13 protein-coding genes and 1 pseudogene are annotated in these 13,711 nt (G+C 72.5%); 8 read left to right on the top strand and 6 right to left on the bottom strand.

Features of this window, described 5'->3' with window-relative positions; translation table 11 throughout:
- Positions 1–107: 107 nt before the first annotated feature.
- Both murJ and JQT67_RS08350 read right to left on the bottom strand, forming a co-directional pair.
- The gene (gene murJ, locus JQT67_RS08345; protein ID WP_208064261.1) at positions 108–1,757 is read right to left on the bottom strand and encodes a murein biosynthesis integral membrane protein MurJ; all 1,650 of its coding nucleotides are present in this window, start codon (positions 1,755–1,757) and stop codon (positions 108–110) included.
- Positions 1,754–3,760, bottom strand: coding sequence for a DUF6049 family protein (locus tag JQT67_RS08350; protein WP_208064262.1), 2,007 nt, complete (start codon positions 3,758–3,760; stop codon positions 1,754–1,756). The genes murJ and JQT67_RS08350 overlap by 4 nt, the downstream gene beginning before the upstream one ends.
- A gap of 77 nt (positions 3,761–3,837) precedes the next feature.
- On the opposite strand from JQT67_RS08350, the gene JQT67_RS08355 reads away from it, so the two are divergent.
- The 6 genes and pseudogenes from JQT67_RS08355 to dnaB form a co-directional block, all read left to right on the top strand.
- Positions 3,838–5,298: a CCA tRNA nucleotidyltransferase gene (locus tag JQT67_RS08355; protein ID WP_307864280.1), complete on the top strand. Its 1,461-nt coding sequence runs from the start codon at positions 3,838–3,840 to the stop codon at positions 5,296–5,298.
- Positions 5,299–5,456: 158 nt separating this feature from the next.
- Positions 5,457–5,819, top strand: a complete 363-nt coding sequence (rpsF, locus tag JQT67_RS08360; RefSeq protein WP_021010587.1) for a 30S ribosomal protein S6 — start codon at positions 5,457–5,459, stop codon at positions 5,817–5,819.
- 2 nt (positions 5,820–5,821) lie between these two features.
- Positions 5,822–6,361, top strand: coding sequence for a single-stranded DNA-binding protein (locus tag JQT67_RS08365; protein WP_021010586.1), 540 nt, complete (start codon positions 5,822–5,824; stop codon positions 6,359–6,361).
- Positions 6,362–6,417: 56 nt separating this feature from the next.
- Positions 6,418–6,675: a 30S ribosomal protein S18 gene (gene rpsR, locus JQT67_RS08370; protein ID WP_021010585.1), complete on the top strand. Its 258-nt coding sequence runs from the start codon at positions 6,418–6,420 to the stop codon at positions 6,673–6,675.
- A 12-nt stretch (positions 6,676–6,687) separates the two neighbouring features.
- Positions 6,688–7,140, top strand: coding sequence for a 50S ribosomal protein L9 (gene rplI / locus JQT67_RS08375; RefSeq protein WP_026372987.1), 453 nt, complete (start codon positions 6,688–6,690; stop codon positions 7,138–7,140).
- Positions 7,141–7,543: 403 nt separating this feature from the next.
- Positions 7,544–8,884: pseudogene (dnaB, locus tag JQT67_RS08380) on the top strand (replicative DNA helicase); the annotation flags it as partial.
- 148 nt (positions 8,885–9,032) lie between these two features.
- Here the strand turns inward: dnaB and JQT67_RS08385 are convergent.
- Positions 9,033–9,314, bottom strand: coding sequence for a (Fe-S)-cluster assembly protein (locus JQT67_RS08385; protein ID WP_021010582.1), 282 nt, complete (start codon positions 9,312–9,314; stop codon positions 9,033–9,035).
- A 133-nt stretch (positions 9,315–9,447) separates the two neighbouring features.
- Between JQT67_RS08385 and JQT67_RS08390 the strand changes: the two genes are divergently transcribed.
- Positions 9,448–10,437 carry an NYN domain-containing protein gene (locus tag JQT67_RS08390; protein ID WP_021010581.1) on the top strand — a complete coding sequence of 330 codons (990 nt, stop codon included), beginning with the start codon at positions 9,448–9,450 and terminating at the stop codon, positions 10,435–10,437.
- A 46-nt stretch (positions 10,438–10,483) separates the two neighbouring features.
- On the opposite strand, the gene JQT67_RS08395 is transcribed toward JQT67_RS08390, so the two are convergent.
- Complete coding sequence (locus JQT67_RS08395; RefSeq protein WP_208064264.1) at positions 10,484–10,978, bottom strand: hypothetical protein; 495 nt, start codon at positions 10,976–10,978, stop codon at positions 10,484–10,486.
- A 153-nt stretch (positions 10,979–11,131) separates the two neighbouring features.
- Between JQT67_RS08395 and JQT67_RS08400 the strand changes: the two genes are divergently transcribed.
- Positions 11,132–12,004, top strand: a complete 873-nt coding sequence (locus JQT67_RS08400; protein ID WP_208064265.1) for an Fpg/Nei family DNA glycosylase — start codon at positions 11,132–11,134, stop codon at positions 12,002–12,004.
- 12 nt (positions 12,005–12,016) lie between these two features.
- Here JQT67_RS08400 and JQT67_RS08405 read toward each other — a convergent pair whose 3' ends face one another.
- Both JQT67_RS08405 and JQT67_RS08410 read right to left on the bottom strand, forming a co-directional pair.
- Positions 12,017–13,378: an NAD(P)/FAD-dependent oxidoreductase gene (locus JQT67_RS08405; protein ID WP_208064266.1), complete on the bottom strand. Its 1,362-nt coding sequence runs from the start codon at positions 13,376–13,378 to the stop codon at positions 12,017–12,019.
- Complete coding sequence (locus tag JQT67_RS08410; protein WP_208064267.1) at positions 13,375–13,644, bottom strand: YciI family protein; 270 nt, start codon at positions 13,642–13,644, stop codon at positions 13,375–13,377. The genes JQT67_RS08405 and JQT67_RS08410 overlap by 4 nt, the downstream gene beginning before the upstream one ends.
- Positions 13,645–13,711 lie beyond the last annotated feature (67 nt).

The following is a 13,711-nucleotide window of genomic DNA, read 5'->3' on the forward strand; positions in this document are numbered from 1 at the left end:
CGTCCCCTTCCGCGCGGTGCGCTCGCACCGCAGCTCGAGGCGATGCTAGACGGCGCGCATCTGCGTCGGCACTGGATGGCCCGAGTCGGAGCCGTCCGAGCGGGCGGTCAGGCTTCGGCGCTGTCGGACTGGCCGCGGCCGCGGCGGAACCGCGCGAGCACGAGGTCGACGGTCGTGCGGAAGTCGGGGTTGCGCGTAAGGTAGAGCAGGCCGAAGTAGACGGCGCCCATGACCGCGCCCGCGATGACGCACGTGATCGCCGCGCTCGCGACCGTCGCGGTGCCGAAGCCGTCGCCGCGGTAGCCGCCGAGCGCGAAGGTCGTGGCGACGCCGGCCGCCGCCGCGACGAGCGAGTACGCGAGGTACTGGACGTGGCGGAGGCCGATGAGCTTGAAGCCGAACTGGCCGATGCGGCGCCGCACGAGCACGAGCCACACGGCGCACGAGATGAGGTTGGCGATCGAGACCGAGAGCGCCGTGCCCGCGATGACCCACTCGGCCGGCAGCGTCGACGCCCACCACAGCAGCGCGAAGGTGATGAACATGCCGACGCACGAGTAGAGGAACGCGGTCCGGGTGTCGCCGAGCGCGAAGAAGACGCGCTGCAGCACGAACTCCGCGCTGAAGGCGACGAGGCACACGAGGAAGGCCCAGATGGTGAACGCCATCGCGAGCGTCGGGTCGAAGCCGCCCTCGAGCATCCGCGAGAACGGCACGGCGATGACGGCGAGCACGAACGCCGAGATGGTCGTGAGCATGCCGACCGAGCGGAGCGCGCTCGAGACGTCCTGGCGGATGCCCGAGAGGTCGTCGCGCGAGGCGTGGTGCGACATGCGGGTGAAGAAGGCGATCGCGATCGAGACGGCGATGATCGAGTGGGGGAGCGAGAAGACGTACCAGGAGTTCTGCATCGTCGCGATGTTCGCGCCCTCGCCGAGCGAGGCGACGCGCGACTGCACGATGCCCTTGACCTGGCCGATGATGACGATGCCGAACAGCCACAGCGCCGCCTTGCCCGTCGCGCCGAGCCCGACGCCGCGCCAGCCGAAGTCGAGCCGGAACCGGAGACCCGTCTTGCGGAAGAAGAGGACGAGCACGATCGCCTGCACCGCGACGCCGCCGGTCGTGACGAGGCCGAGCATCGTGATGCGGTCGGCGTCCCAGACGTCGACGAACTTGTTCACCCGATCGGTGCCGAACAGCAGGATGAAGGCGCCGAGGCCCGCGATCGAGACGACGTTGTTGACCACCGGCGCCCACGTGTAGGGGCCGAACTGGCTGCGGGCGTTGTAGATCTCGCCGAGCAGCGTGTAGATGGCGTAGAAGAGGATCTGCGGCATGCACCAGTAGGCGAGCGCGACGGCGAGCGCCATCTGCTCGTCCGAGAAGCCGCGGCCGTCGTCGCCGGCCGAGATGGCGTAGATGTCGACGAGCAGCGGAGCCGCGATCGTGGCGACGATCGTGAGCACGAGGAAGACGGTGCCGCCGAGGGTCAGGATCTTCGAGATGTACGACTCGCCGTTGTCGGCGCCCTTCGAGGCCTTGACGATCTGCGGCACGAGCACGGCGCTCATGACGCCGCCGGCGACGAGCGCGTAGACGTTGTTGGGCAGCTGGTTCGCCATGCCGAAGGCCTCGGCGGCCTTCGACGTCGACTGGCCGATCGCGACGGCGAGCAGCACCATCTTCACGAAGCCCAGGACCCGCGAGACCATCGTGCCTGCCGCGATGATCGCGCTTGCCTTGCCTGTGCTCACCCGGTCTCCTCCGCCGCGACGCTGGATCCAGGGGCGTCGAGGTCCCCGCGCGCCTGGCCGCTGCGCCGCTTGCGCACCGACCGCCAGATGCCGAACACCAGCAGCAGCGCGATGGCGCTGCCGAGCACCCAGGCTACGGCGGTCTCGATCGTGGGCTGCGCGGTGACACGCAGCGTCTGCACCTGCCCGAGCGCGACGCCGTCGGGCGTGTGCAGCTGGGCGATGACGAGCACGGTGCCGGTGCCGACGATCTCGACGGGCACCTGCACGCGCTGCTGGCTCCCGGGCGCGAGCGTGACGGTCGTCGACGGCTGCGAGACGTTGACGAGCGCGTTGGAGGCGCGCAGCGAGAGCACGACCTCGGCCGGCACGTCGAGCCGGTTCACGATCGTGACCGGCATCGGCACGCTCTCGCCGACCGCGTGGATCTCGCTGCCGCCGACGATCTCGACGGCGGTGCGCAGGTCGGCGAGCTCGCCGCCGAGGCCCTCGATCGCCTGCCGGTCCTCCTCGGTGATCGGCAGCCCCGCGTCAGGGAGGGCGGTGAGGAGCGAGAGCCGCAGCGAGGCGAGCAGCGTCGAGGGGTCGCCGACGATCCCGGCGATGCGCGCGGCGTCGGCCTCCTGGGCCAGCGCGGCCTGCACGAGCTCGGCGCCCTCCGTGCTCGGCGCGGCGTCGGCCTCGGCGAGCCGCGCGTCGCGGGGCTCCAGCTCGAGCGCGTCGTCGACGCCGACGGTCTCGACGAAGCGCGCCGCGGCGAGGTCGTCGAGCAGCTCGACCGTCGAGCCCTGCGTCGTCGCGGGCAGCGCGGCCGCGAGCGTGCGGGGATCGCTCGGGCGCTCGCGCGTGATGGTCGCGAGCAGCGCCATGGCCTCGGCGCGAGCGTGCGCGGCCTCGAGCGGATCGACCGCCGCCGCGCTCGTGACGAGCTGCTGGAGCTCCGCGTCGGCGGCGAGCACGTCGACGCCGTCGATCGTGGCGTGGGCGGATGGCGTGCGGCCGCCGATCTCCTCGTCGAGGCTCGAAGTCGTGACGACGACGGTGCCGATCGCGGCGAGGGCCGCGAGCTCGGCGTCCCCGATCGCGACCGCGGTCGCGTCGATCACGGGCTCGCGCGCGCCGATCTCGCCGGCGGAAGCCGGCAGCGGCGGGCCGTCCTCGCGCGGGATGCCGAGCGGCTCGATCGGGTACTCGCCCGCTCGAGCCATCGCGATCGGGTCGGCGTTGGAGTAGCGGAGCGCGTACGCATCGGGGGCGTCGGCGCGGTCGAGCCAGTCGATCGCCGCTTCGGGCGCGTCGTCGCCGAGCGCGGCCACGGAGGCGCCGATCGCCGGGTCGACGCCGATCGTGGCGCCCGCGTCGAGCGCCGCGTCGAGCGCCGCCCGCGCGTCCCCGCCGTCGCCCGTGGACGCCTCGAGCTGCTCGGCGTCGAGCAGCCCGGCTGGCCCGGTGGGCGCGTCGATCGGGGCGGCGAGCGCGAGCCGCGTCGGGCTCGCCTCGCCCGGCTCGTCGAGCACGACGACGCTCGTGGCGCCCGTGACGCTCGGCGCGGTCGCCGCGAGGCCGTACGCGCCCCACGGCGCGCCCTCGAGACCCAGCGCATCCGCGTCGATCGAGACGGTGACGGAGTGCTCGTCGAGGGCGGCGACGGCCGGCAGCTCGACCGTCGCGACGACGCGGTTCGCCGCGATCGCCTCGCCGGCGAACCACCGCGAGAGCGAGTAGCGCGTCGCGATGGGCGAGGCGGTGAGCAGCACGTCGACGGTCGTCGCGGGCGCGATCGAGCGTGAGCGGTTGTCGAGCGCGACCTCGAGCGAGAGCTCTTCGCCGGTGCTGAGCAGCGGGTCGACGGGCGCGAGCTCGAGCGTCGGCGACTCGGCGCCGCCGGTCGTGGCGACTGCCCCCGGCGCGATCGCGAGCGGAGCCGCGAGGAGCGTCGTCGCGACAGCCGCGACGGCGCACGCTGACGCGCTCCGCCGCGCCAGGCGACCTGCCGACAGCATGCGCCCAAGTGTAGGCAACGCACTCATGGCTCCCGACTGCGGCACAATGGGCGTCCGTGACAGACCTGGGGGCGCTCGTGACCGACATGGCTGAGGCGACCGCGCGGCTGCACGCGCTCGTGGCGTCGAGCCCGACGAGCGATCTCGCTGCGGCCTTCGCCGCCGCCGGCCACGAGCTCGCGCTCGTGGGCGGGCCGGTGCGCGACGCCTTCCTCGACCGCCCCGTCACCGACCTCGACTTCACGACGAGCGCGAGCCCCGACGAGATCCTGCGGATCGTCGCCCCGCTCGCCGACGCGACGTGGGACGTCGGGCGCGAGTTCGGCACGATCGCGGCGCGCATCCGCGGCGCCGACGTCGAGATCACGACCTACCGCGCCGACCAGTACGACGGCGTCTCGCGGAAGCCGTCGGTGCAGTTCGGCGAGTCGCTCGAGGACGACCTCGTACGCCGCGACTTCACCGTCAACGCGATGGCGCTGCGGGTCACGCCCGCGCGCGGCGAGGCGGGCGAGGCGGATGCGGTACCCCAGCTCGTCGACGTCGGCGGCGGCCTCGAGCACCTGCTCGCGCGCGTCATCGACACCCCGCAGGCGCCCGAGCGCTCCTTCGACGACGACCCGCTGCGCATGATGCGGGCGGCGCGGTTCTCCGCGCAGCTCGGCTTCGAGGTCGCCCCGCGCGTGCGGGTCGCGATGGCGGAGCTCGCCGACCGCATCCAGGGCATCTCGGCGGAGCGCGTGCGCGACGAGCTCTCGAAGCTGCTGCTGACGAGCCGGCCGGTGCCGGGCATCCGCCTGCTCACCGACACGGGCATCCTCGACCGCGTGCTGCCGGAGGTGCCGGCGCTGCGGCTCGAGACCGACGAGCACGCGCACCACAAGGACGTCTTCGAGCACTCGCTCACGGTGCTGCAGCAGGGCATCGACCTCGAGGCGTCGCGCAACCCGGATGCGGCGCCCGACCTCGTCTCGCGGCTCGCGGGGCTGCTGCACGACATCGGCAAGCCCGCGACCCGCCGCATCGAGGGCCGCACCGTCACGTTCCACCAGCACGACCTCGTCGGGGCGCGCATGGCGAAGCAGCGCCTCAAGGCGCTGCGCTTCGACAACGACACCGTGAAGGCCGTCTCGCGCCTCGTCGAGCTCCACCTGCGCTTCTACGGCTACGGCGACCAGGCGTGGAGCGACTCGGCGGTGCGCCGCTACGTGCGCGACGCGGGGCCGCTGCTCGAGCGGCTGCACATCCTCACGCGCTCCGACGTCACCACGCGCAACCGGCGGAAGGCCGAGCGGCTCGACTTCGCCTACGACGACCTCGAGCGGCGCATCGCCGAGCTCGCGGAGCAGGAGGAGCTCGAGGCCGTGCGGCCCGACCTCGACGGCAACCGCATCCAGGAGATCCTCGGCATCCGGCCCGGTCGCGAGGTGGGGGAGGCGTACCGCATGCTGCTCGAGCAGCGCCTCGAGCACGGCCCGCTCGGCGAGGAGCGCGCCGAGCAGGTGCTGCGCGAGTGGTGGGCGGCGCGCGGCGCCTGATCCGGCGGATCCGCCATTGATGGCGGCGGGTGCCCTGCGGTACAGTTGACAGGTTGTGCGGGCTGTGCCCGTCCTCGAGCACGAGGCCCGCGCACCATGCATACCCTCCTGCTGCAGACCGCCTGCAGCCGTTCTAGTCCGAAGGAGGTGGGTGAAGCATGCAGCAGTACGAGCTGATGGTGATTCTCGACCCGGAGGTGGACGAGCGCACTGTCGCCCCGTCCCTGGAGAAGTTCCTCGGTGTCGTCCGCAACGACGGCGGCACGATCGACAAGGTCGACATCTGGGGCCGTCGTCGCCTCGCGTACGAGATCGACAAGCGCACCGAGGGCATCTACGCCGTCGTGAACTTCACGGCCGAGCCGGCGACGAGCGACGAGCTCGACCGCCAGCTGAAGCTGTCGGAGGCCGTCATGCGCACGAAGGTGCTCCGCGCCGACGTCGCCGTGGCGCGCGCCGGCAAGGAGCCGGCGAAGCGCGAGGCCAAGGCCGAGGCGCCCGCAGAGGTCGAGGCCGAGTAGCCATGGCCGGCGAGACGATCATCACGGTCGTCGGCAACCTGACTGCCGACCCGGAGCTGCGCTACACGCAGAACGGCCTCGCGGTCGCGAACTTCACGATCGCGTCGACCCCTCGCACGTTCGACCGCCAGGCGAACGAGTGGAAGGACGGCGAGGCGCTCTTCCTGCGCGCCTCGGTGTGGCGCGAGTTCGCCGAGCACGTCTCGCAGAGCCTGCAGAAGGGCTCGCGCGTCATCGCGCAGGGCCGCCTCAAGCAGCGCTCGTTCGAGACGCAGCAGGGCGAGAAGCGCACGGTCATCGAGCTCGAGGTCGACGAGATCGGCCCCTCTCTCCGCTACGCGACCGCGCAGGTGACGCGCACGACGGGCGGCGGCGCAGGCCGCAGCTCGGGCGGGCAGCAGCAGTTCGGCCAGGGCGGCGGCTTCGGTCAGCCCCAGCAGGTCGCCGACGAGCCGTGGGGCCAGCCGGCCTCCCAGCAGCAGTCGAGCGGCGACGTCTGGGGAGCGCCCGGCACCTCCTACAACGACGAGACCCCCTTCTAAGGGCTCTCGCAGCAAGCATCACCGGGACGGCAGTCCCGAGCACGAAAGAAGGACACATGGCTGGCAAGCCGCAGAACAACCGGAAGCCGCGCGGCGGCAAGGGCGGGAAGCCGCTCGCTCCCGCGAAGGCGATCAAGGTCGGCGTCATCGACTGGAAGGACGTCGCGACGCTCAAGAAGTTCATCTCGGAGCGCGGCAAGATCCGCGCCCGTCGCATCACCGGCGTCTCGGTGCAGGAGCAGCGCCTGATCGCCAAGGCGATCAAGAACGCTCGCGAGATGGCGCTCCTGCCCTACTCGGGCGCCGGACGCTGAGGGGACTGACACATGGCAAAGCTCATTCTCACGAACGAGGTCTCCGGCCTCGGCTCCGCTGGTGACGTCGTCGAGGTCAAGAACGGGTTCGCCCGCAACTACCTCGTGCCCCAGGGCCTGGCTGTCGCGTGGTCGCGCGGCGGCGAGAAGCAGGTCGACCAGATCAAGGCAGCTCGCGCCGCGCGCGAGCACGCCACGATCGAGGAGGCGCAGGACCTCCGCGCCCGCCTCGAGGCGAACGTCGTCACGCTGAAGGCGAAGGCCGGCTCCGAGGGCCGCCTCTTCGGCTCCATCCAGACGAAGGACATCGCCGAGGCGGTCGAGGCAGCCGGTCACGGCTCGATCGACAAGCGCGTCATCGAGATCCCGACGCCGATCCGCTCGGTGGGCGACCACCAGGCGACCGCGCGCCTGCGCGACGAGATCGTCGCGACGATCACGCTCAAGGTGGTCGCGGCCAAGTAGGTCGCGCACGCCGCTCGAGGGCCCGCATCCGTCATGGATGCGGGCCTTCGTCGTGCATCGAGGAAACGGATGCGGGGCCCCGGCTCTCAAGCGAACCTGAAGAAGCGCTGGAAGTCTCAACGTGTACTTCAACCCGCTTTCTCCCCACGTCCTGTGCAAAGAGAAACCGCCGGTCAGGGGCTGGTTTCGACGCTTTCCGCGATCGAAGTCCACAGATCTGTGCACAGGGGAGAGGCGTGTCGAGGCTGTCAAGTCCCGGCGTTGTCCCCATCTCTCCACACGGTTGTCCACAGCAGGATTCGCTGAGCCGACGACGCGCTCCTAGCCTGGGGCAGGCTCCGACCGATCGGTCCGTGTGGGCCGCCCGCGAGACGATCGAACCGGAAGGAGCAGCGTGACCGACCTGGCAGAGATCGGGCTCGACGAGAGCCGGTACAGCGAGCGCACCCCGCCGCACGACCTGCTCGCCGAGCAGTCCGCCATCGGCGGCATGCTCCTCTCGAAGGACGCGGTCGCCGACTGCCTCGAGACGGTGCGCGGCGGCGACTTCTACCAGCCGAAGCACGAGATCGTCTACGAGGCGATCCTCTCGCTCTACTCGCGCGGCGAGCCGACCGACGTCATCACCGTGAGCGACGAGCTGACGAAGACGGGCATGCTCTCGCGCGCCGGCGGCGTGCAGTACCTGCACTCGCTCACGTCGATGGTGCCCACCGCGGCGAACGCCGGCTTCTACGCCGAGATCGTCGCCGAGAAGGCGGTGCTGCGCCGCCTCGTCGAGGCCGGCACGCGCATCGTGCAGATGGGCTACGCCTCCGAGGGCGAGGTCACCGACCTCGTCAACCACGCGCAGGCCGAGATCTACTCGGTCATGGGCGAGGACCAGGCCGAGGACTACGTGCCGCTGAGCCTCGCGGTCGAGGCCGCGATCGAGGAGATCGAGGCGGCGAAGGGCCTCGACGGCGTCATGACGGGCGTGCCGACCGGCTTCCGCGAGCTCGACGAGCTCACGAACGGTCTGCACCCCGGTCAGATGATCGTCATCGCCGCGCGCCCCGGCATCGGCAAGTCGACGCTCGCGATGGACCTCGTGCGTGCGTGCTCGATCAAGAGCGACCTGCCGTCGGTCTTCTTCTCGCTCGAGATGGGCCGCACCGAGATCGCGATGAAGCTGCTCTCGGCCGAGTCGAGCATCCTGCTGCAGAAGCTGCGCAAGGGCGCGATCGAGGGCCGCGACTGGACGACGCTCGCGCAGGTGCGCGGCCGCATCAACGACGCGCCGCTCTACATCGACGACAGCCCCAACCTCACGCTCGTCGAGATCCGCGCGAAGTGCCGCCGCCTCAAGCAGCAGGCCGGCCTGCGGATGGTCGTCATCGACTACCTGCAGCTCATGACGAGCGGCAAGAAGGTCGAGTCGCGCCAGCAGGAGGTCTCGGAGTTCTCCCGCTCGCTCAAGCTGCTCGCGAAGGAGCTGCAGGTGCCGGTCATCGCGCTCTCGCAGCTCAACCGCGGCCCCGAGCAGCGCGGCGACAAGAAGCCGGCGATCAGCGACCTGCGAGAGTCGGGCTCGATCGAGCAGGACGCCGACATCGTCATGCTGCTGCACCGCGAGGACGCCTACGACCGCGACATCCGGCCCGGCGAGGCCGACATCATCGTCGCGAAGCACCGCGGCGGCCCGACGAAGACGATCCCGGTCGCCTTCCACGGCCACCTCGCGCGGTTCGCCGACATCGCGCCGGGCATGGGCCCGGGCGACGGGGGCGCCCCGGCGATCCCGCCGGCCGGCACGCCCTTCGGCGGCGCGCCCTACGGGGCACCGCCGCCGCCCTACGAGGGCTGAGACGACGAGGGGCCCGACCGCGTGGTCGGGCCCCTCGAGGTCGGTCTCAGGCCTGCTGGCCGACCGCGAAGTCGACGCGGCCGTCGGCCGAGGCGGATGCGTCGAGCACCTTGTCGTCGAGCGCGGTCGCGGCCGAGGGGTCGAGGAAGACGCGCACGCCGGCGGCCTCCACGACCTGGTCGTCGGCCTCGGGCGCCGCGGCGACGGTGACGCCGAGCCCGGCGCCGTCCTGCTCCTGGGCGATGCGCAGGCCCCCGGTCGCAGCGGCGTCCGCGTGCTCGACGATGCCGCCGATGACGGTCTGGGCGTTCTCGGTCAGGGTGAGCATGGCTGCTCCTTCCGTTGGCGAGCGGGCCACGATGCCGAGGATCCGGCCGGCTCGCAAGCCGGGAGCCGGTCCGGGCGTGTCATCGCGCGAGCATCCGGGAGGCCTCCGCGACGGGCCCTGCCACACTGGAGGCATGCCCACCGACTCCGAGGCGCGCGTCGCCGTCTACATCGACTTCGACAACATCCTCATCTCGCGCTACGACCAGATGCACGGCCGCGGCGCCTTCCACAGCGACAAGGTCCGCACGCTCCCGATCGACGGTCGCGAGTCGAAGGCCCGCACGCGCTTCGCCGAGGCGACCGTCGACCTCGGCGCGATCATCGACTACGCGTCGAGCTACGGCTCGATCGTGCTGAGCCGCGCCTACGCCGACTGGTCGGTGCCGGCGCACGCCGCCTACCGCGACCAGCTGCTCGCGCGCGCGGTCGACCTCGTGCAGATGTTCCCCACGACTCGGGCGCTCAAGAACGGCGCCGACATCCGCCTCTCGATCGACGTGGTGGAGGACCTCTTCCGGCTCGACGACATCACGCACGTCGTGGTGGTCGCGGGCGACAGCGACTACATCGCGCTCGCGCAGCGGGTGAAGCGGCTCGGCCGCTTCATGGTCGGGATCGGCGTCGCCGGGTCGACCTCGAAGTCGCTCGCGGCGGCGTGCGACGAGTTCGCCGACTACGACGCGCTCCCGGGCGTCGTGCCGGTCGAGCGCGCGCGCCGCGAGGAGCGCGCCGAACCCGACGCGCCCGAGCCCACGCCCGAGGAGGCGAAGCAGATCGAGGCCGAGGCGGTCGAGGTCGCCGAGTCGAAGCCCGCTCGACGCCGTCGCCGGGCGACGAGCGAGTCGGTCGCGCAGGAGCGCGACGCCGAGCCGACCGCCGAGCAGCGCGGCGACGCCGCGACGGGCCTGCTCGAGCGCGCCTTGCGCATCCTGCTGCAGAAGGGCGACGACGAGTGGCTGCACGCCAACGTCGTCAAGGAGCAGATGAAGCGCATGGACCCGGTGTTCAACGAGAAGTCGCTCGGCCACCGCTCGTTCTCGGACTTCCTGGGCGCTCGAGACGAGCTCGTCGAGGTGCGCGAGGACGGACAGGCGCGCCTGCTGCGGCTGCGTCGCGCCTGACGCCAAGCGCCCCGCCGGATCGGCGGGGCGCTTCCTGTCTCGCGCGTCAGGCGTTCGAGGCGGCCGACGGCGCCGAGGGTGCCGAGATGGGCGAGGCGGGCGACTGCGCCGAAGCGGGCGACGGCGCCGAAGCGGGCGACGGCGCGGATGCGGCGCTCGGCGCGGAGGCCGGCGACGGCGCCGACTGCTGCGCCGGGGCGGGTGCGACCGTCGCGGATGCCGCCGACGGCGCCGACTCGACGGCTGCCGGTGCGGCGGGCTGCGGCGCCTGGACTGCCGGCGCCTGGGTCGCGGACGGGGCCGACGGCGCGTCGGTCGCCGAGGGCGCCGTCGTCGCGGAGACGACCGAGGCGTGGTCGCCCGTCGTCGCGATGCCGACGGCGCCGCGCTCGAGCAGGTCGCCCTTGACCGCTGCCTGCTCGACGACCTGACCGTCGGCGCTGCGCAGCTCGACGGCGTTCGCGACGCCCGCGGCGCTCGCGGCGATCGCCCCGATGCCGAGCGTGCTGAGCGTGCTGATCGCGATCCACTTGGTGTTCATGGTGTCCTCCTGCTGATCCGTGTGCTGTGTCGAGGAGGCGGTCGAGCCGTCTCCGTCGCTGTGCCTCCACTCTCGCGAGCGCCCGTGAGGCGCGAGGGAAGGCTGGATGAGAGCCCTCTCATCGCGGCGCCGGGCGGGTGCAGACTGGGTCGCATGCCGGAGCTGCCCGAGGTCGAGGCGCTCGCGACCGACCTGGCCGAGCGCCTCGTCGGTCGCGCGATCCGCCGCGTCGACGTCACCGAGATCGCCGCGCTCAAGACCTACGACCCATCCGTCGACGCCCTCCGCGGCGCGACCGTCACCGACGTGCACCGGCGCGGCAAGCACCTCGTCGTCTCGGTCGACAGCGGCCTGCACCTCGTGGTGCACCTCGCGCGCTCCGGCTGGATCCGCTGGCGCGACGCCGCACCGCGCCCGACCGCGGGTCGCGGCCGCGGCCCGCTCGCCGCGCGCGTCCAGCTCGAGCCCGACGGCGACGGCATCGACATCACCGAGCAGGCGACGCAGAAGCGGCTCGCGCTCCACGTCGTGCGGCACCCGGAGCAGGTGCTGTCGATCGCGACGCTCGGCCCCGAGCCGCTCGATCCGTCCTTCACTGAGGAGCGCTTCGCCGGCATCCTCGCGAAGGCGGGCCGCGCGCAGATCAAGGGGGTGCTGCGCGACCAGCAGCGCATCGCCGGCATCGGCAACGCCTACTCCGACGAGATCCTGCACGCCGCGCGCATGTCGCCGTTCCATCCCGCCTCGATGCCGCCGGAGGACGTGCACCGCTTGTTCGAGGCGCTCCGCCACGTGCTCGGCGAGGCGGTCGAGCGCGCGCGGGGCGTCAAGGCCTCGTCGCTCAAGGCGGAGAAGAGGCAGGGGATGCGCGTGCACGGCAGGAAGGGCGAGGCGTGCCCCGTGTGCGGCGACACCGTGCGGCAGGTCATCTACGCCGACAGCACGTTCGAGTACTGCGCGACGTGCCAGACGGGAGGCAAGCCGCTCGCCGATCGGGTGCTCTCGCGCCTCGGCGTGCGCCGCTGAGCGGTCGCGCGCTCAGCGGAGCTCGGCGAGCACCTCGTTGAGCGCCTCGGTCGACGACGGATGCGTCCAGATGCCGTCGCGCAGGTCGCTCGCGGTCACGCCGGCGCGCATCGCGAGGGCGACGAGGTTCACGACCTCCTGCGCGTCGACGCAGTGGAGGGCGGCGCCGAGCACGAGGTCGGTCTCGGCGTCGACGACGAGCTTCACGATGCCGTGCGTCTCGCCGACCGCCTTCGGCCGCGGCATCGCCGCGATGCCGGCGACGGCCTTCGCGCCAACGCGCACCGCGATGCCGCGCTCGCGAGCCTCGCGCTCGGTGAGGCCGACGCGGGCGAGCGGCGGGGTCGTGAAGATCGTGGTCGGCACGGCGACGCGGTCGTCGCGGCGGCGGCCGCCCGCGCCTGTGAGCTGCGCCGCGACGATCCGGTGGTCGTCGAGCGAGATGGGCGTGAGCTGCTGCCCGCCGTTGACGTCGCCGACGGCCCAGACGCGCTCGGCGCTCGTGCGCAGCAGCTCGTCGACGACCACGAACCCGCGCTCGTCGACGTCGACGCCGCCCGCCGCGAGGTCGAGCTCGGCCGTCGCGGGCGAGCGGCCGGTCGCGAGCAGCACCGCGTCGGCGTGCACGGGGTCCGCGCTCGTGACGACGGTCGCGACCGTCCCGTCGTCGTCGATGCGCTCCGTCTCGGCTCGGGTGAGGATGCGCACGCCCGCGTCCGCCAAGGTCGCCTCGACCGACTCGCGCACGTCGTCGTCCTCGGCGGGCAGGATCGCCGGACCGCGGGCGATGACGGTCACTGCGCTGCCGAAGCGGGCGAACATGCTCGCGAACTCGAGCGCGACGGCACCGGCACCGACGATCGCGAGCCGAGCCGGGACTCCCTCGAGCGCCTGCAGGCTCGTCGAGTCGTGCGTGCGCGGACCGTCGTCGCCCGGGATGCCCGGGCGCCGCGGGACCGTCCCGGTGCCGATCACGACGTGCTCGGCGCGGATCTCGAGCGACTCGTCGCGGCCGGTGACGCGCACGGCGCGCTCGCCGACGAAGCGCGCCGCGCCGCGCACGAGCGTCACCGCGTCGACGGTCGCGAGCAGCTGCCGGTTCGCCTCCCGCAGCCGCTCGACGAGCCCGTCGCGCGTCGCGATCGCGCGAGCGAGGTAGGCGTCGGCGTCGTCGTGGGGCCTGCGCTGCTCGGCCTGGTGGACGAGCGCCTTCGTCGGCACGCACGCGACGTTGATGCACGTGCCGCCGACCATCGCGTCGTCGCGCTCGACGAGCACCACGCGGCGCCCCGAGCGGCCGAGCGAGCGCGCGAGGGTCTTGCCGCCCTTGCCCCAGCCGAGCACGAGCACGTCGGTCTGGAGCCGGGCGGTCACCCGATCGCCCCCGCGATGATGCTCCACGGCTGGATCGTCTCGACCGTCACACCGGGCGCCGAGTAGTAGGGGTCGGCGTCGATCGCCGCCTGCACCTCGTCGAGGTCATCGGTGTCGAACAGCACGAGCGAGCCCGACTGATCGCCGAAGGGTCCCGCGGCGACGACGAGCCCCTGCTCGTGCAGCTCGACGAGCCGCTCCCGGTGGCGCGGCCGCAGCTCGAGGCGCGCGGGGTCGTCGGTGAACGAGGCGATGACGGCGATCATGTCCCCAGCCTAGGCACGGGCGCGCCCGGATGGCGGAAGGGCGGATGCGCGACCGTGACCGGTGCGC

The organism is Agrococcus sp. TF02-05 (assembly GCF_017565345.1).
Lineage (GTDB): Bacteria > Actinomycetota > Actinomycetes > Actinomycetales > Microbacteriaceae > Agrococcus > Agrococcus pavilionensis.